General features: G+C 59.0%; 20 protein-coding genes and 1 tRNA gene. 13 read left to right on the top strand and 8 right to left on the bottom strand.

Going from position 1 to position 25,274, the window contains the following annotated elements; all coding sequences use genetic code 11:
* Positions 1 to 88 precede the first annotated feature (88 nt).
* Both K3G63_RS14015 and kbl read left to right on the top strand, forming a co-directional pair.
* Positions 89 to 1,183 (top strand): patatin-like phospholipase family protein, encoded by a 1,095-nt coding sequence (locus K3G63_RS14015; RefSeq protein ID WP_220614714.1) that lies wholly within the window; start codon positions 89 to 91, stop codon positions 1,181 to 1,183.
* A gap of 249 nt (positions 1,184 to 1,432) precedes the next feature.
* Entirely contained in the window at positions 1,433 to 2,680 is a 1,248-nt protein-coding gene (gene kbl, locus K3G63_RS14010) for a glycine C-acetyltransferase (protein WP_220614713.1), read from the top strand.
* A gap of 289 nt (positions 2,681 to 2,969) precedes the next feature.
* Here the strand turns inward: kbl and cdaA are convergent, their stop codons facing one another.
* Complete coding sequence (cdaA, locus tag K3G63_RS14005) at positions 2,970 to 3,809, bottom strand: diadenylate cyclase CdaA (RefSeq protein WP_220614712.1); 840 nt, start codon at positions 3,807 to 3,809, stop codon at positions 2,970 to 2,972.
* Complete coding sequence (gene folP, locus K3G63_RS14000) at positions 3,806 to 4,597, bottom strand: dihydropteroate synthase (RefSeq protein ID WP_259404445.1); 792 nt, start codon at positions 4,595 to 4,597, stop codon at positions 3,806 to 3,808. Before folP ends, cdaA begins: the two co-directional genes overlap by 4 nt.
* Before the next feature lie 247 nt (positions 4,598 to 4,844).
* Between folP and K3G63_RS13995 the strand changes: the two genes are divergently transcribed.
* The 6 genes from K3G63_RS13995 (at position 4,845) to K3G63_RS13970 (ending at position 11,917) form a co-directional block, all read left to right on the top strand.
* On the top strand, positions 4,845 to 5,408 hold the full coding sequence (locus K3G63_RS13995) for a DUF1599 domain-containing protein (protein WP_220614711.1): 564 nt from the start codon (positions 4,845 to 4,847) through the stop codon (positions 5,406 to 5,408).
* Positions 5,409 to 5,546: 138 nt separating this feature from the next.
* Entirely contained in the window at positions 5,547 to 6,653 is a 1,107-nt protein-coding gene (locus K3G63_RS13990; RefSeq protein WP_220614710.1) for a BT_3928 family protein, read from the top strand.
* Between the two features lie 80 nt (positions 6,654 to 6,733).
* Positions 6,734 to 7,792, top strand: a complete 1,059-nt coding sequence (locus K3G63_RS13985; protein ID WP_220614709.1) for an ABC transporter permease — start codon at positions 6,734 to 6,736, stop codon at positions 7,790 to 7,792.
* 119 nt (positions 7,793 to 7,911) lie between these two features.
* Positions 7,912 to 8,433 carry a shikimate kinase gene (locus K3G63_RS13980; protein ID WP_220614708.1) on the top strand — a complete coding sequence of 174 codons (522 nt, stop codon included), beginning with the start codon at positions 7,912 to 7,914 and terminating at the stop codon, positions 8,431 to 8,433.
* Positions 8,434 to 8,506: 73 nt separating this feature from the next.
* Complete coding sequence (locus K3G63_RS13975) at positions 8,507 to 9,181, top strand: sterol desaturase family protein (protein ID WP_220614707.1); 675 nt, start codon at positions 8,507 to 8,509, stop codon at positions 9,179 to 9,181.
* Positions 9,182 to 9,478: 297 nt separating this feature from the next.
* Positions 9,479 to 11,917 carry a T9SS type A sorting domain-containing protein gene (locus tag K3G63_RS13970; protein ID WP_220614706.1) on the top strand — a complete coding sequence of 813 codons (2,439 nt, stop codon included), beginning with the start codon at positions 9,479 to 9,481 and terminating at the stop codon, positions 11,915 to 11,917.
* Between the two features lie 90 nt (positions 11,918 to 12,007).
* Here the strand turns inward: K3G63_RS13970 and K3G63_RS13965 are convergent, their stop codons facing one another.
* Entirely contained in the window at positions 12,008 to 12,184 is a 177-nt protein-coding gene (locus tag K3G63_RS13965; protein WP_220614705.1) for a hypothetical protein, read from the bottom strand.
* A 327-nt stretch (positions 12,185 to 12,511) separates the two neighbouring features.
* Here K3G63_RS13965 and K3G63_RS13960 point away from each other — a divergent pair, with 327 nt between their 5' ends.
* Complete coding sequence (locus tag K3G63_RS13960) at positions 12,512 to 14,632, top strand: glycoside hydrolase family 97 protein (RefSeq protein ID WP_220614704.1); 2,121 nt, start codon at positions 12,512 to 12,514, stop codon at positions 14,630 to 14,632.
* Between the two features lie 329 nt (positions 14,633 to 14,961).
* Here the strand turns inward: K3G63_RS13960 and K3G63_RS13955 are convergent.
* The 3 genes from K3G63_RS13955 to pheS all read right to left on the bottom strand — a co-directional run bounded on the left by K3G63_RS13955 (position 14,962) and on the right by pheS (position 16,790).
* A tRNA-Asn gene (locus K3G63_RS13955) sits at positions 14,962 to 15,038 on the bottom strand.
* Between the two features lie 97 nt (positions 15,039 to 15,135).
* The gene (locus K3G63_RS13950; protein ID WP_220614703.1) at positions 15,136 to 15,579 is read right to left on the bottom strand and encodes a hypothetical protein; all 444 of its coding nucleotides are present in this window, start codon (positions 15,577 to 15,579) and stop codon (positions 15,136 to 15,138) included.
* 173 nt (positions 15,580 to 15,752) lie between these two features.
* Complete coding sequence (pheS, locus tag K3G63_RS13945; protein ID WP_220615112.1) at positions 15,753 to 16,790, bottom strand: phenylalanine--tRNA ligase subunit alpha; 1,038 nt, start codon at positions 16,788 to 16,790, stop codon at positions 15,753 to 15,755.
* A 276-nt stretch (positions 16,791 to 17,066) separates the two neighbouring features.
* Here pheS and K3G63_RS13940 point away from each other — a divergent pair, with 276 nt between their 5' ends.
* The 3 genes from K3G63_RS13940 to K3G63_RS13930 all read left to right on the top strand — a co-directional run bounded on the left by K3G63_RS13940 (position 17,067) and on the right by K3G63_RS13930 (position 18,897).
* Entirely contained in the window at positions 17,067 to 17,594 is a 528-nt protein-coding gene (locus tag K3G63_RS13940) for a hypothetical protein (RefSeq protein ID WP_220614702.1), read from the top strand.
* Between the two features lie 119 nt (positions 17,595 to 17,713).
* Positions 17,714 to 18,058 (top strand): hypothetical protein, encoded by a 345-nt coding sequence (locus K3G63_RS13935; RefSeq protein ID WP_220614701.1) that lies wholly within the window; start codon positions 17,714 to 17,716, stop codon positions 18,056 to 18,058.
* 194 nt (positions 18,059 to 18,252) lie between these two features.
* Complete coding sequence (locus K3G63_RS13930; protein ID WP_220614700.1) at positions 18,253 to 18,897, top strand: hypothetical protein; 645 nt, start codon at positions 18,253 to 18,255, stop codon at positions 18,895 to 18,897.
* Between the two features lie 94 nt (positions 18,898 to 18,991).
* Here K3G63_RS13930 and K3G63_RS13925 read toward each other — a convergent pair whose 3' ends face one another.
* Positions 18,992 to 20,281: a pitrilysin family protein gene (locus K3G63_RS13925; protein ID WP_220614699.1), complete on the bottom strand. Its 1,290-nt coding sequence runs from the start codon at positions 20,279 to 20,281 to the stop codon at positions 18,992 to 18,994.
* Positions 20,282 to 20,404: 123 nt separating this feature from the next.
* Entirely contained in the window at positions 20,405 to 23,065 is a 2,661-nt protein-coding gene (locus K3G63_RS13920; protein ID WP_220614698.1) for a SusC/RagA family TonB-linked outer membrane protein, read from the bottom strand.
* 137 nt (positions 23,066 to 23,202) lie between these two features.
* Between K3G63_RS13920 and K3G63_RS13915 the strand changes: the two genes are divergently transcribed.
* Positions 23,203 to 25,191, top strand: a complete 1,989-nt coding sequence (locus tag K3G63_RS13915; RefSeq protein WP_220615111.1) for a thiamine pyrophosphate-dependent enzyme — start codon at positions 23,203 to 23,205, stop codon at positions 25,189 to 25,191.
* The last annotated feature ends 83 nt before the right edge of the window (positions 25,192 to 25,274 follow it).

The following is a 25,274-nucleotide window of genomic DNA, read 5'->3' as shown; positions in this document are numbered from 1 at the left end:
GGCAGTGGTAGGTTGTTGGCTTTCGGTTGATTTACTTGGCAGCCCAGTACTATTTCCATCAGTGCCCCGCTTACGCCCTGTATTCTGTATGTTTCGTGTATCTCTACTTGCTGCTGTTGTGATATTCGGGCAGTGCTTGGCCGCCCATGCCCAATCTACTACCCCTCCGGTGTACCGCAACTTGGTGATGGAAGGCGGGGGCATCCGGGGCGTGGCTTACGGCGGAGCACTGGAGGAATTGGCGCGGCAGGGCGTGCTCGACAGCGTCAAGAGGGTAGGCGGCACCTCGGCCGGGGCCATTCAGGCAGCCTTACTGGCCGTCGGGTATTCGCCCCAGGAAATTGTAAAGGTGGTAAACACTACCCCCATTCAGCGTTTCAACGATGGCCGGTTTATGTTTCTGGGCGGTAGCCACCGGCTGATGAAGCAGTACGGCTGGTACCGCGGCGATGCCCTCACCGACCACCTCATGCAGCTAGTGGCCCGCAAAACCAACCGCCCCGAACTCACGCTGCTGGAGTTGCACGAGCTGGCCCAGCAGCAGCCCGGCCGCTTCCGCGACCTGTATACCACCGGTACCAACCTTACCCAACAGCGCATCCAGGTATTCAGCTACGAAACCAACCCCACCATGCGCGTAGCCGATGCCGTGCGCATCAGCATGAGCATTCCGCTGTATTTCCGGGCAGTGCTGCTCGATGCGCAGAACAACGTAATTCATGGGAAGCCCGCCAAAGGCCAGCCGGTGCAGGTACTGGTAGATGGCGGCCTGCTAGCCAATTACCCCGTAGAGCTGTTCGATTATCCGCGCTACCTGCCCCCGCGCCTCCAAGCCTCCGCCACGTCCGATACCGAGGGCCGCGTGTTCAACCCCGAAACCCTGGGCCTGCGCCTCGACCGGGCCGAGCAGATTGCCTGCGACACGCTGCCCACCGGCCGCCAGCAGTTGGCTCCCTACGACATCAATGGCTTTTCCAGCTACGTGGCGGCCCTGTATAACCTCACCGAGGAAACCCTCAACCGCACCCACCCCCAAGATTGGCGCCGCACCATCAGCATCAACACCGAAGGCTTCAGCCCCAAAATCAAACGGATGTCGGAGTCGGATAAGCAGCGGCTAATGAGTAGCGGCCGCCGCGGAGTGCAGGCGTTTTTTGGCTCAAAGGAGGCGAAAACGAGGTAAGTAAATGTGTCTGTCGTCCTGAGCGTTCTGCGTATCAAGTGGCACCAAAGGGCCTTTGCCGCTTTGGTGGGATAGTAACTAATCATCCTTGATAGAGGTCTTTCGTTCTCACTCAGAATAACAGGTTTGGGTGGAGTAATGAAGAGCAACCACCACGAATTGCAAAGGGAGCCAGGGTACCTCTGCCCGTCAAACGCTTACCTTTGCTACCTCCCCCATCGCCTCTAACTTCCCACTCACCATTTCCTTATGTACACTACTCTTCAACCTGACCTCGAAAAGCAGCTTCAGGAAATTAAGGACGCGGGCCTCTACAAAAAGGAGCGCGTGATAACCTCGCCCCAGGGCGCCGAAATTGAAACCACCGAGGCCGGGGAAGTGCTGAACTTCTGCGCCAATAACTACCTGGGGTTGTCGTCGCACCCGGAGGTAGTGAAGGCCGCCAAAGAAGCCATTGACACGCACGGCTACGGCATGTCGTCGGTGCGCTTTATATGCGGGACTCAGGACATTCATAAGCAGCTGGAGCAGAAGCTGGCCGAGTTTCTGGGCACCGAGGATACCATTCTGTACGCGGCGGCTTTCGATGCCAACGGCGGCGTGTTTGAGCCCCTGTTCAACGAGCAGGACGCCATTATTTCCGATGCCCTGAACCACGCCTCCATCATTGATGGGGTGCGTTTGTGCAAAGCCCAGCGCTTCCGCTACGTCCACAACGACATGCAGGACCTGGAAAAGCAGCTCCAGGATGCCGTTGCCAAGGGCACCCGCCACCGCATCATCGTCACGGACGGCTCGTTCAGCATGGACGGCACCATCGCCCAGCTCGACAAAATCTGCGACCTGGCTGATAAGTACGAGGCCCTGGTGATGATTGACGAGTGCCACTCCATGGGCTTCCTGGGCAAAACTGGCCGCGGTACCCACGAGTACCGCAACGTCATGGGCCGCGTCGACATTATTACCGGCACCCTGGGCAAGGCCCTGGGCGGCGCCATGGGTGGGTTCACCTCGGGCCGCAAGGAAATCATTGACATGCTACGCCAGCGCAGCCGCCCCTACCTGTTCAGCAACACCCTGGCCCCGGCCATTGTGGGTGCCAGCCTGCGGGTACTGGAGCTGCTCACGGAAACCACCGAGCTGCGTGACCGACTCGAAGAAAACACGAAGTACTTCCGCCAGCGCATGACGGAAGCCGGCTTCGACATCAAGCCCGGCGAGCACCCCATCGTGCCCGTCATGCTCTACGACGCCAAGCTGAGCCAAGAGTTTGCCGCCAAAATGCTAGAGAAAGGTATCTACGTGGTCGGCTTCTACTACCCCGTAGTTCCCCAAGGTCAGGCCCGCATCCGGGTGCAACTCAGCGCCGCCCACACCCGCGCCCACCTGGATAAGGCTATCAACGCTTTCATTGAGGTAGGCCGTGAGCTAGGCACCATCAAGGAGCCCTCCGCCCAGCAGCCGGAAGCCGGCCAAGTGGTGCAGAACACGCCGTAAGTACCTGTAAGACAGTAGTAAGAATAAGGCCCGTGCTGATGAGTGCGGGCCTTATTGCTGTTGGTTGAGTGCTCGAATAGCGTGCACGAAGCAGAGAAACTTTAGCCTACGGTTGCAGCTTGGGCAAAACTTGTCGTGTGTGCAAGCCCGCTTGCAGGTGTTCCAATTCCATTGGAACATCACCGCCGCATTCGTCACACGGGGCACATAACCGCACCTCCAAATTGGAATAGCACAGGGGACATTGTGCAGGCACGTTGCGAGGAATCGTAATACCTATGAAATTCACCTACGCTGCTACCTCGGCTTTCGAGCCAGTAGAGGAGGTAGGCTTAGGCGCTACATCGAACAGGAATTCATTTAACCGGGCGCGGAGGTCGGCGGGGGCGAGGTTGCGGAACACTTCCCCACCGCGAACCAGGGAAATCTGGCCGGTTTCTTCGCTTACTACCAGTACAATAGCATCCGTTATTTCGGTAAGGCCGATGGCGGCGCGGTGGCGCAAGCCCATGGAGGCGGGCACATCGGGGTTTTCACTCACGGGCAGAATGCAGCGAGCTGCTCGGATGCGGCCATTCGTGATAATCACGGCCCCGTCGTGCAGGGGAGAAGTTTTGTTGAAGATGCTCATGAGCAGGCGCTTGCTCACGGCAGCATCAATCAGGTCGCCGGAATCAGCGAAGAACTTGAGGTCGGAGGCCATGCTGAAGGCAATCAGCGCCCCTGTGTTTTTGCCCGAGAGGCTTTTGGCGGCTTCAATAAACGGGGTGATGTTCATGCGCTCCTGCGCCGGCTCGCGCCGCCACGGAAACATGCGCATGCGGCTGCCGAAGGAGGTAGCCTTGCCCACGTTGAGCAGAAACCGCCGAATTTCCTGTTGAAACAGAATAATGCCGGCCAGCACGCCCACGCTCATAAACTGCCCCAGAATGCTGGTCAGCAGCTCCATGCCCATTGCCTTTACTACCAGATAAAAGAGGTAGAGCGACATGAAACCCAGAAATACCTTCAGGGCTACGCTACCTGTCAGCAGCTTATACAGCTGATAAAACAAAGCCGTGACCAATAGCACGTCCACGACGTCTATCCAGCCAATGCGCAGGAAGCCGATAGTGAAAGCGCCAATCACGACAAGTAGGGTAGGGGAAAGGTGTTCGAAACGAGCTGAATGGTTTGCACGGCTTCGGCCACGTCATGTACGCGCAGCAGCCGGACCCCGTTGAGCACGGCGAGGGTATTAACGGTGATGGTACCCGCCAGCGCAGCGTCGGGTGTGAGGCCCAGCGGCTTATATACCATGCTCTTGCGCGAGAGGCCGGCCAGAATAGGTAAGCCCAGCACATGCAGCTCCCGCAGCCGCCGCAGCAGCTCATGCCCCTGGGTGGGCGTTTTGGCAAACCCAAAGCCAGGGTCCAGCACCACATCTACTACGCCGTGGCGGCGCAGCTCGGCCAGCTTGTCGCGGAAGTAACGCACCAGTTCCAGCACCAGGTCGCCCTCGTAGTGGGTGTGCTGGGTCATGGTTTGGGGTGTGCCGCGCATGTGCATCAGGATGTAGGGCACACCCAGCCGGCCAGCCGTTGGTAGCATGGCCTCATCCAGGGTGCCGCCGCTGACGTCGTTGAGAATGTCGGCACCGGCGGCAATGGCTTCAGCTGCTACGTCGGCCCGGAAGGTGTCTACTGAAAGAAAGACCTCCGGAAACTCCCGGCGTACGGCTTCCACGGCGGGTAGCAGGCGTTGCTTTTCCTCGTTGGTGGAAATATGCTCGGCACCGGGGCGGGTAGAGTAACCGCCTAAATCAAGCACGGCGGCACCAGCCCGCAGCATCTGCTCGGCCCGGCGCAGCAACTCATCTTGGCTGCTGATGCGGTTGCCGGCAAAGAAAGAATCGGGAGTGAGGTTGAGGATGCCCATGACTCGCGGCTGGCTTAAATCGAGCAACCGCCCACCGGGGCAGCGCAGGGTTTGCCTCGGGGAAAAGCATGTATCTTGCGGAGCCTGGAGCATGGTGGGAGCGGAAAGGAGCGTCATGCCTGATGTGGTGCCCGCGCAGCTGTAGCAGCACGCGGACTGGCCGCAGGAAGGCGTGAAACGCCTTCTGGCCAGATGTTCCCTTGTCAGCATGACAATGGGCGGATTGCAACAAAATAGGCTGAAAAACTTGGAGAATCAAACCCAGCACGAGTACGACCGGGTCATTGCGCGGTGCCGCCAGCTGTTTCTGGCTAAAACTCACGACTATGGCACGGCCTGGCGCATTATGCGCCTACCCTCCGTCACCGACCAAATCTATATCAAAGCCCAGCGCATCCGCAGCATTCAGGAGAAAGGCACGCAGCTGGTGGCCGATGGGGTAGAGGAGGAATTTGTAGCCATCATCAACTACTGCATTATTGCCCTCATGCAGCTAGGCCTGCCCGCCGAGGCGCCCTTAGAGCTGGAGCCGGCGGCTGTGGCCTTGGCCTACGATGAGCAGGTAGCCGAAAACCGCCGCCTGCTATTCGCTAAAAACCACGATTACGGCGAGGCCTGGCGGCAGATGCGCATTGAGAGCATCACCGATATCATCCTGATGAAGCTGCACCGCACCAAGCAGATTGAGGACCTGGGCGGCCTGACGCGCGTATCGGAAGGAGTGGAGGCCAACTACCGCGACATGCTGAACTACGCCGTGTTCGTGCTGATTAAGATGGGGTTTGCGGCAACTGATGGGGTAGCAGAGTAATGGAGTAAACGGCTCCTGAACCTACATTTGCGTATCAGCCTGGGCGCCTCCTGCCAAAAGCACGGAGCACAGATGCAACTGCATTAGCGTCAGAGCAGTTATTCCGCTACTCACTTACTCTGCTACTCCACGTAGTTCATGAAACAACTTACCCGTATTTGCTGGCTGCTGCTGGGCGTCGTGTTTATCTTCTCGGGCCTGGTGAAGCTGAACGACCCCGTCGGGACGGCCCTGAAGCTGGAAGAATATTTCGAGGTTTTCTCGAAAGACTTCGGCTCTTTCTTTGAAATCTTCATCCCGTATTCCCGCACCCTGAGCATCTTCCTGAGCTCCTTGGAGGTAGTGCTGGGGGTAGCCGTGCTGCTCCGCTGGATGCTGCGCCAAACCCTGTGGGTGCTGCTGGCTTTGCTGGTATTCTTCGGATTCCTGACGTTCTACTCGGCGGCGTTCAATAAGGTAACCGACTGCGGCTGCTTCGGCGACTTCATCAAGCTCACGCCCTGGACCTCGTTTGCCAAAGACCTGTTCCTGCTGGTGCTCTGGGCTGTGGTGTTTTTCAATCAGCGCTACTTGCGCCGGGTGTTTGCCAAGGGCACGCTGGGCGTGATGTACATTACGCTGGCTTCGGCCGTGGCCATTGGCATTGGGGTGCGCGCCCTGGGCCACTTGCCTTACTTCGATTTCCTGCCCTATAAAGTAGGTAACGACATTGCCAAGCTGATGAAGCCCCAGGAGCCGGCCAAGTATCAGTACGTGATGGAGCGCAACGGCGAAACCAAAACCTTCAGCGAATACCCCACCGACTCAACCTGGAAGTACAAGAGCATGGAGGTGCTGAACCCCTTGACTTCCAAGCCTGTCATCACCGACTTCTCCATTTTCGATGCTGAGGGCCAGGACCACACCCAGGAGGTGCTAACCGGGAACAAGCTGCTGCTCATCGTGCAGAGCGCCACCACCGCCGACCGGGACCGGTTCAAGGATATCAACAAGCTGATGGATGGAGCTGCCAAATCGCGCAAGCAGATTCGGCCCCTGATTATCACCAGCAGCAGCCCCCAGGAGTTCGATGCCTTCCGCCACGACGTGAACCTGGCTGGCACCTACTACTTCGCTGATGCTACCGTGCTTAAGTCGATGATTCGCTCCAACCCCGGCTTTATTCTGCTCCAGAATGGGGTAGTGAAAGGCAAATTCCACTACCACGACATTCCCGACGCCAGCAAGCTGGAAACACTGCTGTAAATAAGTGGCGGGGTGCCGGTTGCCAGGATATTCCTGTTGCTGCCCGGCATCTTGCCCCTGACAGCGGGCAACTGAAAAAGATGCTACCTTTCATTCTGAGTCGATTGTGGCAGGGCGTGCTGGTGCTGGCGGGCGTGGCCCTCACGGTGTTCTTCCTGTTTCAGGTGCTGCCCGGCGACCCGGTGGCCCTGCTGGCCGGGCAGCGCTCCGACGCCGCCACCCGCGCCGCCATTGCCGCCGACCTCGGCCTCGACCAGCCGTTGCCCGGCCAACTCTTAGGTTACCTCAATGATGTATCGCCGCTGGGCGTGCACCCGCGCGACTCGGCGGGGGTAGCAAAATACGGCGGGATGCAATTGCTACCCCTCGGCAGCAACAAAGGCCTAGTGCTGAAAACGCCTTACCTGCGCCGCTCTTTCCAAAGCAATAAAGAGGTGCTCAGTATCCTGCTTGACCACTTCACGGGCACGCTCTGGCTGGCCGTGGCCGCTATGGTGCTGGCAGCGGTGTTGGGCATTGGGCTGGGGGTAGTAGCGGCCCTCAAACCACACTCCTGGCTGGATCGGACGCTGGTATCTACCTCCGTGCTGGGTATTTCGGTGCCTTCCTTTGTGGCCGCCATCCTGATTGCCATGACGTTTGGTTTCTACTGGAGCCACTGGACCGGCCTCAACCTCACGGGCCAACTCTACGAAACCGACCCCTTCTCGGGCCGCCACCTGGTGCTGAAAAACCTGCTGCTACCTGCCTTTGCTCTCGGAATCCGGCCCCTGGCCGTTATCGTGCAGCTTACTCGTTCGTCCATGCTGGAGGTGATGAGCCAGGATTATATCCGCACGGCTCGGGCCAAGGGCCTTTCGGGCTACCGCACGGTAGTAGGGCACGCGCTGAAAAATGCACTGAATCCGGTTATCACGGCCGTGTCGGGCTGGCTGGCTTCCCTGATGGCGGGGGCGTTTTTTATTGAGTATATTTTCAATTGGAAAGGTCTGGGCACCGTTACGTTGCGTGCCGTTGAGAACCTGGATTTTCCGGTGGTCATGGGGGCTACCATCTTTATTGCGGCCCTGTTTGTGCTGGTAAATATTGCCGTGGACGTGCTCTACGCCGTGCTCGACCCGCGGGTGAAGCTGGGCTAAACCTGTTGTGAGAAAGGTAGTAGAAGCTGACGCATAAGAGGCTGCTATCCTGCCCATCTGTTGTTCGGGGCTTCTGCGTATTCGGTCCTGTTTCTTTCACGTTTCTCACCCTTTTCCTCATGCGCATTTACCTCATTGGGATGCCCGGAGCAGGCAAAACTACCTTGGGCCGCGCCCTGGCCACTGCTTATCGTGTGCCCTTTCTGGATCTGGATGAGGAAATCATTCGGCGCGAACAGCGGAGCGTATCCGAGATTTTTGCGCAGGATGGCGAGGAATATTTTCGGCAGGTAGAAGCCGATGTGCTGCGCGATGTAATTGCCACTACCCCTACGCTCGTTTTAGCCACGGGCGGCGGCACGCCCTGCTTTCATCATAATCTGGAGGTGCTGCTTGAAACGGGCCTGACGTTGTACCTGGCCGTGCCCGTGCCGGAGTTGGTGCGGCGCCTGCTACGAGCAGCCGCCAGCCGGCCCCTGCTAGCCGCCAGCACCGACGCTGCTGCTCTCACGGCGCGCCTGCACGAAACTTTAGCTACCCGCCAACAGTTTTACGACCGCGCTCCGTTATGCTGTGCCGCTCCTACCTGTTCGTTAGAGGCGGTGCAACAACTGCTGGCGCGCTACAACGCTACAGCGTAAGTTGTGGCGTGTTGTTGATCTGGCATTTGCGCGGTCGTACGTATTTTTGCGCCTTCATCATTCCTGTATTGGTATGAACACTACCTCCGAAGTTCCGGAAACTGCTGCCAAAGTAACGGCAGCCAAAACCCCCGACGCCATCAAGCCTAAGCACAAGGGTTCGGCGCGGTTGTTTGAAAACCCCATGCTGGAGCGGCTTACGCACACGCATATTGCAGCCCCGCTTACCATCTTTTTCTCGGTAGCGGGCGTGAGCCTGTATTACGGGCTAAGCCGTGGGCTGCTCACGGGCCTGTCGGCCTTTGGCCTGTTTCTGGCGGGCTGGTTGCTGTTTACCCTGGCCGAGTATCTGATGCACCGCTTTGTGTATCACATGAATACGGACACGCCTCGCAAAGCCAAGTTTCAGTACACCATGCACGGCGTGCACCACGAGTTTCCGAAAGATGAAACCCGCCTGGCCATGCCGCCCATCCTGACGGTATTCGTTACCTCGCTGCTGTTCTTCATTTTCCGCTTCACCTTTGGCTATGCTGGCTTAGGTATTCTGGCCGGATTCGTATTTGGCTATGCGTTGTACCTGTTTGTGCATTATGCCATTCACGTGTACGCTCCCCCAAAGAACTTTCTCAAGTTCTGGTGGCACCACCACGCCCAGCACCACTACCGCCAAGACGAAATTGCTTTTGGGGTAAGCACCACCCTCTGGGATCATATCGTAGGTACTATGCCGAAAAAGAGCTCGTAAAGAAGTATTTCTTCTTCATTGTGGAAGAGCCTAGCAGTAGTGCTAGGCTCTTTCTTTTTCTACTAGCTATGATGCTTAGCCCTAAGCCTGGATTATGTTCTATTTTAAATTGAATTAACCAAAGAATTATAGTGCTTCAGGTAGTAACTTTATATGATATTACTTATAAATAGACTTATTAATGCAGTCATATAAATATAAATAGGAATGATTATATAGTTTTGATGGATCATTGTGGGATTTTTTTGTAAGAATTTATCACAATGGGATTCTCTGACTACTTCTATCTTCCTACCTATGCAAGCACCGTTTACTCGTATGCTTCCGCTGCTAGCTCTGCTTAGTTGCGTTGCAGGCTCGGCCCAAGCCCAGTACGTATTCCGCGACAAGCCTACTGCTACCTCCAATGGCCTGGCGCCGTATGTGCAAAACTTCGATGGGCTGAGCGGCACCAATAAGGTGTTCTCTAACAACGTGACGCTGCCGGGCGTGTACGCCGGTTTTACGCTGAATAAATTCGGACCGCAAGAGTTTCCGACCAGCATTCGGACTAACGCGGCCGGCCTGACCTATTACGACCGAACTATTCCCCCCGATAATGGCTCGCAAGGCAACACAGTAAACCCCGATGGCACCGCCGCTGGGGCAGGCTGGTACCATTTCGGCTCTACCACTACCAACACGTCCGACCGGGCGCTGGGCGGCATTGCGGCTACCAGCACCGATACTGGCGTTGGCTACATTGGAATTCGGTTGCAGAACGCTTCCGGCACCCTGATCAAAAATCTGGAAGTAGCTTATGCCATGGAGCAGTGGTACAACTCCGGTAAGGTAGATGACGCTAAAGTGCGGGTGTGGTACCGGAAACTGCCGGCTTCCGCCACCACCGCAAGCAAAGAAGCCCTGGTCAGCGGCACTTGGACGGAAATCCCTGATCTGTTTGTGCCTGCTCCCTCTACGGCGGCCGTTATTGCCAGCAGCGATGGAAACTCTGCTACCAATCGGCGGGTAGCGCGGGCCAAGCTGCTGGGCGATGGTTCTTCTCCTTTTGGAGCTGGCCTAGCTGATGGCGAAGAGATTATGATCCGGTGGTCGTATGTGTTTAACTCCACTTCCAACGGCAACGGGCTAAGCCTGGATGATGTAACCATTACGCCGGAAACCAATATCTTCTACTCAGCTGCTACCGGGAGCTTAAGTGATAAAGGCACCTGGGGCGTAAATACAGATGGCTCTGGCACCTCTCCTAACAATTTCAACCTAGATAACACTACCTTTTATGTAAGGGGCAACACGCCGGGCGTCAGTCGGTTAAGTAGCGGGGCGCCTCTCAATATAAAAGGCACGAATACCAAGCTGGTTGTAGGCCGCCCCGGAGAACCTGCTACCCTTTACCTGGGCAGCAATGACAACCTGGCCGCAACCGTGGATGTTACGGCGGGCTCAACCCTACAAATTGATAAACTAGCCAGCGGTATCGTTCTGGGTGCATTAGCAACTACCAGCACCGTAGAATACAGCAATTCGGCCACCACAGGCAGTCAAGTAGTAGCAGGCGGCAGCTATGGCAATCTGAAGCTTACCGGTACCGGGCCGAAGCATCTTGGTGGCAATGTTCTGATTAGCAACAAGGTAAGCTTTGCTAGTGCGGGGCTCTCCGCCCTGACTCTTAAAGACTTCGATGTGACCGTTCTGAAGGAGGCCACGATTGACATGCAAGCTGGCTCGGGGCTTTTTGTTACGGACGGGAAAGGAGGACTGCGGCAAACCGTTACCAGCGCCGGCACCGAGGTTACCTTCCCGGTAGCCGTAACGCCCAGCCTCACCGATTATACGCCGGTAGTGCTTTCGCAAACGGCCGCTAATTCGGAGGATACTTACAAGGTGCGGGTGGCCAACAATGTGTTTCGCTCCTATGACGCCAACGAGAACGGAACTGACCCTATTACGGCAGGAGTGGTCAAGAAGACGTGGTTTGTAAGCGAGGAAGTACCGGGCAACTCTGATATAACCCTGCAAGCTTTCTGGACTGCCAAAGATGAAGCCACCGGCTTTCAGGCCAGCAACGCCTTCATCGACCACTACACGACGGGCGCCACTTGGGATGGGGTACGTGAGACCCAAGCCCTGATGATTAAAGGCAGTATGAAGGGTAGCAAAAAAGGGAGTATCAAAAAGTTCTCCCCCTTTGGCGTCACTTCCCAAAGCCGCGGCGTGCTACCGGTGCAGCTGACTGCATTTACTGCAACCCGTAGCGCCACTGGGGTAGAGTGCAACTGGCAAACGGCCACGGAGTTACACAACGACCGGTTTGTGGTGGAGCGTAGCGCCACTGGTCAGCACTTCAGCCCTATTGGTACCGTAGCCGGCCACGGCACTACAACTACCAGCCAGCGCTACCGCTTTCTCGATACAGCGCCGCTGGCCGGCGTTAGCTACTACCGTTTGCGCCAGGTTGATACCGATGGAACCAGTAGCGAGTCGGCAGTGGCGGTAGTGACTACTGCCGTAGCTAGCGGCCAAGTACTGCCCAACCCCGGCACTACCCGTTTTCAGGTGCTGCTGCCAGCCACCACAGCGGTGCTGGAAGGCGAAGTATTCAGCCTGCTGGGTGCGCGCGTGGCCACGCTGGCCCCCGACCGTACCTTCGAGTTGACCCGGCACCCGGCGGGCGTGTACCTGCTGCGCATCCGCACCGACCAGGGTACGCAGAGCATTCGCGTAGTTAAAGAATAGCCCGCAGCGTAACCCATAAAAAACGCCTCCTCTTGTAGTAAGGGGAGGCGTTTTTTATGGGTTATCTGCCCGCGACGGAATATTGGGTCCTTAGCGCCGGCGGAAGCGGTTGACAACCAGCCAGAGCAGCAGCACAATCAAAAATACGCCAATCAGCCCTGTCCAGGCACCAGCCTTAAAGATAGTGCCGATGGCATCGCAGCTGCTCAGCGTGAAAGTAAACAGCAGGAGGAAAGCTATAGTGAGGGGAAAACGGAAGGTAGACATAAAGTGCAGGAGAGAAGGTGGAATGGAAGCGCCGCTATGTAGCTCCTGTTGCATGTACTCCGCTTACTGGCAAAAGGTTAATCTTGAACACAGTAAAAAACGGCAGCGTGTTTCCCAGGCTAGGTAGCCACAAGGCGCCTGACGCACGAAGTCTCAGCTACCGTTAGCGCCGGGTACTCCTCCAGCTGCACCATACGGCCAGCTAGTAGGTAGCAATGTCCTCGTTTCTGTCCTGAATCTGCGGGATAGTATACTATGGGACCGGTTCCGCCCCCCGCGGACTCGTACCTTTGCGCCTCGCTTTTTCGTGCTTTGCCAATCCATTCCATGAAGAAATTTCTGTACCTCGCGCTGCTGCTACCCCTCGGCCAGCGTGCTTCTGCCCAGCATGCCGCTTCTCTTACGGCGCGGCTGGATAAAGTTAGCCTAACCGTTGCCCTGGCCGCCAACGGGCAACCCACCTATGCCGTGCACTACGGCAGCAAAACAGTGATTACGCCTTCCCGTCTGGGTCTGGCCTTCGCGAGCGGGCAGGGCTTTGAGGGGCCCTTGGTGCTGACCGGCAGCGACACGAAGGAGGTGGACGATACCTGGCAGCCCGTGTGGGGCGAGGTAAAGAGCATCCGCAACCACTACCGCCAGCTGACCGTGCACCTGCGCCAGGCCGCCGCTCCCGGTCGTCGGCTCGATGTGGTATTCCGCGTGTTTGCCGATGGCGTGGGCTTCCGCTACGAAGTACCCCAGCAGCCGGGGCTGACCTATTTTACGGTGCAGGACGAGCTGACGGAGTTCAATTTGCCCGGCAACCACAAGGCCTTCTGGATTCCCGGCGACTACGACTCCAACGAGTACACGTACAGCACTACCCGCTTGAGTGAGGTCGATACTACGCCCATCGAGCCAATTCAGCAGAAGTCGGACCCGCACCGCATTCAGACCCCGCTCATGCTCAAGTCCGATGACGGGCTGTACGTGAACATCCACGAGGCGGCGCTTGTGAACTACCCGGCCATGTTCCTGAACGTGAATACCCAGACGTTCGGCCTGCGCAGCCAGCTTGTCCCCGACGCCACCGGCACGGGGGCCAAGGCCTACCTGCAGGCTCCGGAGCATACCCCCTGGCGCACTATTGTAGTCAGCGACAAAGCCCCCGGGGTACTGGCCAGCAAGCTGATTCTGAACCTGAACGAGCCCAGCGCCCTGACCTCCACCGAGTGGATCAGGCCCCAGAAGTTTGTGGGCGTGTGGTGGGAAATGCACGTCAACAAAGCCAGCTGGAACTACGCCGACACCAGCAATATCAAGCTCGGCGGTACTAACTGGAACCGGCTCAAGCCCAACGGCCGCCACGGCGCCAATACGGCCAACGTGAAGCGCTACATCGACTTTGCCGCCACGCATGGCCTGGCTAGTGTGTTGGTCGAGGGCTGGAATGTAGGCTGGGAAGACTGGGCTGGGAACTGGAAGGAAGAGGTGTTTGACTTCGTGACGCCCTACCCCGACTTCAATGTGGCCGAGCTGCAGCAGTACGCCCATAGCAAAGGCGTCAAGCTGATGATGCACCACGAAACCAGTTCGTCGGTGACCAACTACGAGCGGCGCCAGGACGCGGCCTACCGCTTCATGCGGGAACACAACTATGACGCGGTAAAAACCGGCTACGTGGGCCGCATCATTCCGCGCGGGGAGCACCACGACGGCCAGTGGATGGTCAACCACTACGTGCATACGGCCCAGAAAACCGCCGCCAACCAGATAATGGTTGATATGCACGAGTCAGTACGCCCGACGGGGCTGCACCGCACCTACCCCAACTGGCTGGCCTCCGAGGCGGCCCGCGGCAATGAGTTTAATGCCTGGAGCACCGGCAACCCGCCGGAGCACGAAACGATTCTGCCCTTCACCCGCCTGATGGGCGGCCCCATGGACTATACGCCCGGCATCTTCCAAATTCAGCTGGAAAGCTGGAATCCTGCCCAAAACAAAGGCAAACAGGTGCACACTACCCTGGCCAAGCAGCTGGCCCTGTACGTGACCCTGTACTCGCCCCTGCAAATGGCGGCCGACCTACCCGAAGCTTACGAGCAGCACCTCGACGCCTTCCAGTTCATCAAGGACGTGGCCGTGGACTGGGATGATACGCGTGTGCTGCTAGCGGAGCCTGGCGAGTATATCACCACGGCGCGCAAAGCGAAGGGTAAGGAGGAATGGTACGTGGGCAGCATCACCGACGAAAATGCCCGTACCCAAACTCTTAAGCTCGATTTCCTAACGCCAGGCCAGCGCTACGAGGCCACGATCTACGCCGACGGCCCTGGGGCTTCTTGGAACAAGAATCCTATGGCTTATCAAATCCGCAAGCAGCAGGTAACCAGTCGCTCTACGTTTAAGCTGCAATTGGCCCCGGGCGGTGGTGCAGCCATCAGCCTCAAGCCCGTGCAGAAGTAGTCAGCCTAACCCATCGTACCATAACAATCAGCTAATCCGCCCATCTACAGGAGCCCAGCAAGCTTGTGTGGGTGGGCGGTAGGCTTTATCAAGCGTTGGTAAAGTAAGAAGCCCGGCAGTATCTACCTCACGACGTATTTCCTGCGTGAGTAGGCCCTAAGCACATTGGAAGGGCGCCTGCCGGCAACACAGCTATTGTTTACCCCGGCGACGTTCTGCTTGTTACCCGGACTACGATGCTTCTTGTATGGCCCGAAACGGGTAGCAGGTGAACTCATTGGGCCTGAAAACAAAGAAGCCCGCCGGGTATGGGCGGGCTTCTTCAATCGTGGCGCTCCCTCCTGGGCTCGAACCAGGGACCCTCTGATTAACAGTCAGATGCTCTAACCGGCTGAGCTAAGGAAGCGGTTATGGCGGCGTCTTTTTTGCCGTTGCTGGTGCAATATTAGAGCAAACTTTCGGAACCTGCAAACATGTATTTTGAATTTTTTTTCAGAAAACACTTAGTTCGTGATTGTCAGGGTATTGCCGGAAAGCGCCGTGTTATATTGGCGCAGCGGCCGGGTAGCCGGGCCGCCCTGCACCTGCCCCTGGAAGCTGAACTGCGAATTACAGCAGGGGTCATAGAGGCGCAGGAAAGGGTCAATTTTTACTCGGGCGCAAGTGTCCAGGGGGTGGTAAGGGCAGTTGCGGTCGAAGGCCAAGTAGCTGCTAACGTTTTGCCGCACGATGATCAGGCCCCGAACCCCGCCCTTGTGGTACACGGCCCCATTATCGAAGCGCAGGTTGCTATTCTGCTGGTCCGAGAGAAACAGCACCTCATTCACGGCCGCCAGCGGAATCTGCGGCTGCGCATCGCCAGCAGAAGAGTTGCAACTTGCCAGCAACCCGCCGGTCAGCAGAAGAAGGCTAGTTAGGCTAGCGTGCCGTGTAGAAACCGTATGCATGATGAAAGGAAGTCGGCAGGAAGAAACAGAACCTGGGAGCCTGAGGCACATTGGCCGTTCGGCAGGGATTTATAACGCAGAATATTGCCTGTAGGTGCGTTCACAACGCCTATAAGTAAAACTCCCATCTACTGGAGGCAGATGGGAGCGAACAGCGGAAGGGCCACTACGGATTACTGGGCGCTTTCAAATTGCCGCAGAAAGCGCGTGTCGTTTTCAGTGAACAGGCGCAGATCCTTGATCTGGTACTTGAGCATGGTAATGCGCTCAATGCCCATACCCCAGGCGTAGCCGGAGTACTGCTCCGAGTCAATGCCCGCCTGTTCCAGCACGGCGGGGTCCACCATACCGCAGCCCCCGATTTCCACCCAGCCCGTGTGCTTGCAGATGTTGCAGCCGCTTCCCTTGCAAATCAGGCAGGTAATATCAATTTCGGCGCTGGGCTCGGTGAAAGGAAAGAAGGAGGGGCGGAACCGCACCTGCATATCGGCCCCGAATAGCTCCTGCACGAAATAATACACCGTTTGCTTCAGGTCGGCAAAGCTCACGTTCTCGTCCACGAACAGGGCCTCCACCTGATGAAACATCATGTGGGCCCGGGCCGAAATAGCCTCGTTGCGGTACACACGGCCCGGCATAATGCTGCGAATAGGCGGTTTCTGGGTCTGCATCACCCGCACCTGCACGGGGCTGGTGTGCGTGCGCAACACCCACTCCTGCTCGCCGGGCGTGCGGCGCACGAAAAACGTGTCCTGCATGTCGCGGGCCGGGTGGTTTTCGGGGAAGTTGAGGGCAGTGAAGTTGTGCCAGTCGTCTTCTATTTCGGGGCCTTCTTCTACGTTGAAGCCAATGCGGGCCAGGATGCGCACGATTTCCTCGCGCACCAAGCTTAAGGGGTGGCGGGTGCCCAGCGCATTCGGAATGGCGGGCAGGGTATAGTCGAAGGTGGGGTCGGCAGGCGCGTTGGCGGCGGCCGCCTCCAACTCCTGCTGGCGCTGCTCGAAGCGGGCCAGGGCCTGCTGCTTCAACTGGTTGAGCTGCTGGCCCACGGCCCGGCGGTCTTCCTGCGGCACCGTTTTTAACTGATCAAATAAGTCAGCCAGCTGGCCTTTGCGGCCGGTAAAGGCAATGCGAAACTGGTCGAGCTGTTCCGCGGTGGTAAGGTCGTAGGCCGCAATTTCGGCCTGCAGCCGCGCGATGTTGTCCTGCATCATAACGCAAAGGTAAGTTGATTGCCACTAGATGCTTACGAACCGCCATAAGATCAAAATTTAGTGCTGATTATCAAGTGTATATAATTTGATAAACGAGAATTTTCTAGGATGATGCTCCATCGCACTGCGCTACTTCGAAAACTGGTATGGTTGCTGCAATTAGCTTGAGTACAAGCGACAGCTGAGGCTAAACGTGGGGCGCCACCCGTTAGCCAACCGGCTGCAAGCCCGGCCGGGCCGGGCACGGTACTCACCTCTTGATTTGCCTTTCCGATGAAACGTTTACTTCTCGCCGCCGCCGTGGCCGCGGCCTTCTTCAGCACGTCCGACGCCCAGGCTCAAACCAAAGTAAAGGCCGGCAAACTGGCCAACACCAGCGTGGCCCCCGCCACGGAGCCCGAGTGGCCCGCCCAGGAAACCTGGGGCGAGCAGGTGGCCCCCGCCAGCCCTAGTAGCGGCTGGGAAACCGCTGCCACCCCCGACGCAGACCCCATGATGCATTCATCGGGCGTGTTGATTGCGCCGGGCATGAGTTCCTCCCCCTACCGCGGCACCAGCACTGACTACAACGGCCGCCCCGTAGCCAAGCCCAAATCCAAGCGCCCGCGCTCCGTAGAAGTAGCCCAGGATGACCCCATGATGCAGTCGTCGGGGGTGATGCTGGCCCCCGGCATGAACACGGCACCCTACCGCGGCACCAGCACCGATTACAATGGCCGGCCGCTGCGCAAGCCGGTGGCTGCCACCACGGCCGCGGCGCAGGCTGATGTTTCGGAAGAGCCGATGGCCGCTGGCTGGTAGCCTTCCGCGTTTTACGTTCTTGTGCCCGCAAACAGCCCGGACGGTACACCCGTTACCGGGCTGTTGCCGTATGTGGTAAGGCGTATGGTAACTGCTTGACCTTTTACTACTTCCTTGCCATGAAAATCAGACTGCTACCCGTTGTGTTGCTTGGTATAGCGTGGGGATTGGCCTACCTACCAACCCAGGCCCAAACCAAGTCGGCTCCCCGCACCAAGGCGGCCTATCACCGTACCGCTACCACCCGCTCCAAGGCCCGGGCCGGCGCTTATGCCCGCTACAACCGCTCGGGCCGGCGTGATGAGGAAAACCTGAAGCTGGCTCCCGGCCTGCGGCTGAATATGCCTAGTCCGCCTACGACCGACTACATGGGACGACCGCTGAAGAAAAAGCCTGCCAAGCAGCCAGCCGGCCCCACCACAATTTCGGCGGATGGCAGCAAAAAGGCAGTCAGCCGGCCATAAGCAGCCGGCGCGGCCAGCCAGCCTACTGTTACGGTTGAGGTTGGCGTAGAGCCCGCGCGGCATAATTTTTGGAATTACCTCGGGGCCGGGAACTTCCCCGGCAAGGTCACGTTAGGGCAAAAAATAAGGCGAGGGTTTCGGGCCCGCGCGGGGTGCCGTACCTTTGCGGTAAGAATCTGCTTTACTTCTCTTTTATGACTCGTCAATTCTTCCCTCTGTTGTTGATTGGCGGCGTGCTGCTGGCGGCGCCGGCCATTGCCCAGAAAAAATCATCAAGCGGTTGGGATTCATCTTCCGATGGCTGGGGTGCGCCGGCTAAAAAGGCGGCCGCGCCAGCCAAGAAAGCAGCTCCCAAGGCGGCGGTAGCGCCTACCCCCGAACCAGCCGCGGCGCCCGCGGCTACGGCAGCGCCTGCTTCGGCTGGTGGAGAATGGGGTGGGGCAGCCGGTGGTAGCGCTGCTGCAGCACCTGCTGCCGAGCAGCAGCCCATTGGAGCTAGCCTGGCTCCGGGTTTTACCGCGGCCCCTTCGCGCCGGGTAACTACCGACTACCGGGGCCGTCCGCTGGCGCCCTATGTACGCCGGACCGTACGTTCCGCCGACCCCGTGCCGACTGCTCCTGCTCCCGCGCCCATCATTCCGGCTCCCGAGCCTGAACCTGCTCCGGTAGCAGCCACGCCGGCGCCGGCCGCACCGAAAGCTAGTGCTGCTGGAGCTTCAGCCGCCACGAAAAGCGGCGGGGCCAGCGCTACTACCAAAAAAGCGGCCGCCCCTGTTAAGAAAGCAGCTCCCAAGAAGAAAGCCGATGACGGCTGGGGTAGTGGTGGCAGCGGCTGGTAAGCTTCGCTACACCTCGTACCATGTTTATGCAAGAGCCCGCCCGGTACTGTACCGGGCGGGCTCTTGTGCGTATGATGAGAAAGAAGGAAGTTGCTTATTCGGTTGCTTCCGCCAGTAGTGGCTCCACCGATGTCGAAGCTGGCTCGGTAGGCTGAGCGCGGTAGTAGAGCGTACTGCAATTATCGGGGCGTAGTACTTCCTGAGCCGCTGCTAATACCTGGGCGGTGGTTACTGCCTGCACCTTGGCGCTTTCCTGGTTTACCAGATCAGCGTCGCCAAGCAGCTTGCTGAAAGCTAAGCTCATGGCCCGGTTTAGCAACTCAATTTCACTGAAAACGATGCTGGCTTCGGCCTGGTTTTTTACTTTCTCTAACTCTTCAGTAGCCAACTCAGTGGTCCGAAATTCGGCTACCACGGCTTCCACGGCGGCATCGGCTTCTTCTAACGTAACGCCTGTGTTCAGCTTGCCGCTAATAACCAGCAGGCCCGGCTCGAAAGACCCCATAGTGGAGGCCGAAATAGAATTGAACAGCGGCTGCTCCTTTACTAACTGCTGGTACAGGCGGCTGGACTTGCCCCGCCCGAGTACGTCACCCAGCAGGTCGGTAGCGTAGTAGCCCTCTTGGCCGCGGCCGGGCATATGGTATACCTTGTACAGGGCCGAGAGTGGCACCTCGGCCGTTATTTCCAGGAAGCGAGCTTCCGTCTGACGCGGCTCGTGGGGAAGCTGCCGCTCGTAGCGGGTGCCACTGGGGATGGGGCCAAACCATTTTTCGGCCAGGCGGCTGGCTTCGGCTACGGTCACGTCGCCGGCTACTACCAGAACGGCGTTGGCGGGCGAGTAGTGCTTGGCAAAGAAGGCGCGAACTTGCTGCATGGTGGCCTCCTCAATGTGGCTTACTTCCTTGCCAATGGTAGCCCACTGGTAAGGGTGGTGCTGGTAGGCCAGGGGACGCAGCTTAAGCCACACGTCGCCGTAGGGCTGGTTCAGGTAGTTCTGCTTGAACTCTTCCACTACCACCTTACGCTGCACTTCCAGGCCGTTTTCCGAGAAAGCCAGGTTCAGCATCCGATCCGACTCCAGCCAGAAGCCGGTTTCCAGGTTGGCGGCGGGGAGGGTGAGGTAATAGTTGGTGATATCGGGGGAGGTGAAGGCATTGTTTTCGCCGCCTACCAGCTGCAGGGGCTCGTCGTAGCTGGGGATGTTCACAGAACCCGAAAACATCAGGTGCTCAAACAGGTGCGCAAAGCCGGTGTGGGCCGGGTCTTCGTCGCGGGAGCCTACGTTGTAGAGCACGTTGAGCACGGCCATGGGGGTAGCGTGGTCCTCGTGCACAATGCAGCGAAGGCCATTGTCGAGGGTGAATTCTTCGAAATGAATCATAGGAAATCAGCGGGGTAGAAGCGCCCGGCGGGCAGTAAGATAAACAACCAGCCGCCCAAAACAGAAGTTTCAGGCGGTTAAACAGGCAAAGTCGGAAGATCAGGCTAGCCGCCAAGCCAGGAGTTACAGCGTTGCCCGCAGGCCCAGTAGCAAGGTGCGGGGCGTGGGGTAGGCGCCGGCATCCAGGCCGGCCTGTTGGTTGTCGGAGCCGGCGGAACTAACGTTGGGGTCGTAACCACGGTACTTGGTGAGCACCAGCAGATTTTGGCCGCCGAGCCATACGCGCACGTTGCGTGCTTCTTTCTCCCATACCTTATAGCCAACGGTAAGGGCCGACAGCCGCACATGGTTGCCCGATTGCAGGGTGTAGGAGCTGAAGGCTGGCTGCAAGGAGCCAGCCGCCGGCACCGCAGTGGCCGTGTTGGTGGGCGTCCAGCGGGCCCGGACCCGGCCGGAAGCGTTGTTGTGGCCGTTGGGGTCATCCAGGTACAGCAAGGCGGTGTTGTGAATCTGGTAGCCAAACAGGCCATCTGCCTGTACCTGCGCCTCGAAGCGGCCCAGCGTAAGCACCTGGCTGAAGCTGAGCAGTTGCTTGGGAAGGCCACTGCCGAGTGGCTGGCGGTCCTGTAAATCGGGCTGCCCGTTGCTGTTTACATCCTCGTAGCGAAGGTTGCCGGTGGCATCCAGGCCCTCTTGGGGGCGGTAGCCGTAGAATGTGCTCAGGGGCTGCCCATCGAGGGTATGCTGGTAGGTGAAAAAGTAAACGGAAGCACCCTGCTCGTAGCGGTTGCGGTTGGTAGCTGCCACCAGCCGGCTCACGCCTTGCAGCTTACCGGCCTGCCACGTTCCCTGTACCGTCAGCTCCAGACCCGCGTTGCGCAGGTAGTCACGTGGCGCAGGATCATTCCCGGTTAGAAGGCCCGGCGCCCGGCCTGTGCTGGCGGTGCGCCGCGAGTAGGCCTGGGCCGTTATGGTCAGATGATTGTTCAGCAGGCCGGCTTCCGCGCCTACCTCCACCTGCTGGCCCTGCTCGGGCAGAAAGAGGGGTAGGCCCTGGCCCGTGCCGCCCTGGCCCGGTACGATAATCTCAATGGAGTTTCGTCCGAGGTTGCCCGCGCCCGAAGTGCGCCCCCAGCCAGCCCATACATCCAGCCGGCCGGGCGCCGCCGACCAAAACTTTTCCTTGGCCGCGTGCCAGCGCACCTCCGCTCCCGGCAGCCAGTCCCAGCGGTCAGCCGGCGCAAACGTGCTGGACCCGTCGCGGCGCAGCGTACCTCGTATCTGGTACCGCTCAGCAAAGGTGTAGCCGCCCGTAAGCTGGTAGAAATTCATGCTAGCCTGGGCGGTGCTGCCGCTGCTACCCTGATTTCCATTAGTTGAGCCGGGAATGTAGCTGTACTGCTCCGTCGTGAAGTTGCGGTCCTGGCGCATGGCCTCCAGGCTGGCCGTTACGGCGTGCCGCTCCCCACCAAAACTGCGGGCATAGCGCAGGGCGGGGTTGACTATCCATTGGCGGTACGTAAAGGTGAGGCTACCGTTTTCGCCGGCCGGAAAGCTGCTGAACGCCGACTGGTAGGAGCGGCTGCGGAGGGTAGCCCGCTCCAGGTTGGCGCGCACATCCAGCGTGAGGCCAGTGGCTACCTCGTAGCGCGCGCCCAACTGGGCCAGCAGCCGCTGCTGCTTGGGCGCCCGAAAGCTTTGCCGGGCCTGGTCCACCGGGTTCACGTAGTAGCCGGGGTTGGGGTTGTCCGCGAGCGACTGGGTAGGCGGCGTGAGCAGCGCATTCTGCAGTGTGTAGTAGCTCGGAATCCGCTCGGCGGTCTGGCTGAAGCTGCCGGTGGCATCCAGGCGCAGGCGCCGGCCAATTTGCTGATTGAGGGCGGTGCGGGCCGCGTAGCGGCGCAGGCGCGAGTTCAGCACTACCCCCTCTTGGCTCAGGTAGTCGGCGGCAACGTAGTAGCGGGTGGCTGCCGTGCCGCCCGACAGGCCCAGGTGGTGCTCCTGCACGGCAGCCGTGCGCAGCAGCTCATCCTGCCAATCGGTGCCAGCACCCAGCGCGGCCAGTTGGGCGGGGCTGTACTCGAGGGGCCGCCCAATCCGTTGGGACACCTCATTGCGCAGGACGGCGTACTCCCGGGCATCCAGCAAATCGTAGCGGGTGCGGGCCTGCTGCACGCCGCCGTAGCCCGAGTAGCTCAGGCGCGGCTTGCCCAATTGCCCCCGGCGGGTTGTAATGCGGATAACGCCATTCAGGCCCTGGGAGCCGTAGAGGGCCGTTTCGTAAGCGCCCTTCAAAATCTCCACCTGCTCAATATCCTCATTCGGGATGCTCAGCAGCGGATTATTGTCCAGCTCCTGCATCTCCGTCGGGACCACGCCCCCGAGTGAGGTGCTCATGCCCGGCCGAAACGTATTCTGGAACACGGGCATGCCATCTACCACGTAGAGCGGCTGGGCATTGCTGGCGAGGCTGGCCGCCCCCCGGATGCGCACCGCCACCTGGGCCCCCGGTGCGCCGGAGTAGGGCGTGGCCTGCACGCCCGCTACCTTCCGCAGTTGCTCTTGCAGCGGGAGGTAGGCAAGTAGGTTAGCCGAGGAGGTAATTTGAACGCCAGGAACCTTGTCAATAAACCCATTTGGTTCGGTAGTAAACTCGGGTAGCGCCGCCACACTATCAAGTAGCACGGCTACGCCCACCCGGCGCGGGGCCAGCGTATCCGGCTGCTGGGCTTGGGCAGCAACAGAAAGCGGAAATAATAAACTGAGTGGTAATAGTCGGGCCATAGGCAATGGGTAGGGAGGAAGTCGGTCCCGAAGATAGATGCCCGGCCGCGGCCAATTCCATAAAGCCCAGCCGATAATTCCCCTTCCCCGCCAAACCCGTACTTTTGGCCCTACCCATCACTTCCTGCTACGTCCCGATGAACTTCGACCGGAAAGACTACTCCAACGATACGCTGCTGCACCTCTACCAGGGCCTGCTCAAACCCCGCCTGATTGAGGAGAAAATGCTCATTCTGCTGCGCCAGGGCAAAGTAAGCAAGTGGTTTTCGGGTATTGGGCAGGAAGCTATTTCGGTGGGCAGCACCCTGGCCCTGGACGAGGACGAGTACATCCTGCCTCTGCACCGCAACCTGGGCGTGTTCACGGGCCGCAATGTGCCGCTGGATCGGCTGTTTGCGCAGTGGCAGGGCAAAACCACTGGCTTCACCAAGGGCCGCGACCGGTCCTTTCACTTCGGTACCAATGAGCACCACATCGTGGGCATGATTTCGCACCTGGGGCCGCAGCTAGCGGTTGCCGGCGGCATTGCCCTGGCCGATAAGCTCGACGACAAGCCGAAAGTGACGGTAACCTACAGCGGCGACGGTGGCGCTTCCGAAGGCGACTTCCACGAGGCCTTGAACGTGGCGGCCGTGTGGGAGCTGCCCGTCATCTTCGTCATTGAAAACAATGGCTACGGCCTGAGCACGCCCTCCAACGAGCAGTTCCGCTTCCGCTACTTCGTGGACAAAGGGCCGGCCTACGGTATGGAAGCCGTGCAGGTAGACGGCAACAACGTGCTGGAAGTGTATGACACCGTGCGCCGCCTGGCCGAAGACCTGCGCCAAAACCCGCGGCCGGTGTTGCTGGAGGCTCTCACGTTTCGGATGCGCGGCCACGAGGAAGCCAGCGGCACCAAATACGTGCCCCAGGAGCTGTTTGAGCAGTGGGCCCAGAAAGACCCCGTAGAGAATTACGAAAAGTGGCTGTTGCACGAGGGCATTCTGGACGAAGAAGCCCGCATGCGCTACCGCGAAACCATTAAGCGCGAAATTGAGGAAGGCCTTCGCGTGGCCGATGCTACCCCCATGCCCACGGCTGATGCCCGGCAGGAGCTGGCCGATATGTACCAACCCTTCGAGCCTGATGCTTCTCTTCATCTGGCAACCGGCAACTCACAACCGGCAACTGAAAAGCGCTACGTTGATGCCATTTCCGACGGACTCCGCCAGAGCATGGAGCGCTACCCCGAGCTGGTGCTCATGGGCCAGGATATTGCTGAGTACGGGGGCGTGTTCAAAGTTACGGAAGGCTTCGTGCAGCAGTTTGGCAAGGGCCGGGTGCGCAATACGCCGCTGTGCGAGTCGGCCATTGTGGGCGCGGGCCTGGGCCTGAGCATCAAGGGCAAGAAAGCCATGGTAGAAATGCAGTTTGCCGATTTCGTGACCTGCGGCTTCAACCAGATTGTAAATAACCTGGCCAAAAGCCACTACCGCTGGGGCCAGAACGCCGATGTGGTGGTACGCATGCCTACCGGTGCGGGTACGGCCGCCGGCCCCTTCCACTCCCAGAGCAACGAGGCTTGGTTTACGCACACGCCCGGCCTGAAAGTGGTGTTCCCCAGCAACCCTGTAGATGCCAAGGGACTGCTCTGCGCTTCCTTTGAAGACCCTAACCCCGTGATGTTCTTTGAGCACAAGCTGCTGTACCGCAGCATTACGGCGCCCGTACCCGATGCCTACTACACCACGCCCATCGGTAAGGCCGCGCTGGTGCGGGAGGGCGACGAGATGAGCATTATCACCTACGGGGCCGGGGTGCACTGGGCCACTGCCCTGGCCGACGAGGTAGGCCTTTCCGCTGACATCCTCGACCTGCGCACTCTCCTACCCTGGGACACGGAAGCCGTGCGCCAAACCGTGGAAAAGACCGGCCGCGTGATTATTCTGCACGAGGACACACTCCTCGGCGGCCTGGGCGGCGAAATAGCCGCCTGGATTGCCGAGCATTGCTTCCGCCACCTCGACGCGCCCGTGCACCGCGTGGCTTCCTTGGATACAGCCGTGCCCTTTGCGCCCCCACTCGAAAAAGTGTTCCTGCCCCAGCAACGCCTGCGCGAAACGGTGGTCAAGCTGCGCTCATACTAGGGCGCAGCTTGGCTGCTGGGGCCGTGAGCCAGCTTGCAGCTACAGCTGCCGAGGCTGGGCAGGCAAAATCCGTATTTTGCGCG

The sequence above is a fragment of the Hymenobacter sp. HSC-4F20 genome, assembly GCF_019599275.1.
Taxonomy (GTDB): domain Bacteria; phylum Bacteroidota; class Bacteroidia; order Cytophagales; family Hymenobacteraceae; genus Hymenobacter.
Note: the sequence above shows the minus strand (reverse complement) of the source record. Positions and strands in the feature narration are given on the sequence as shown.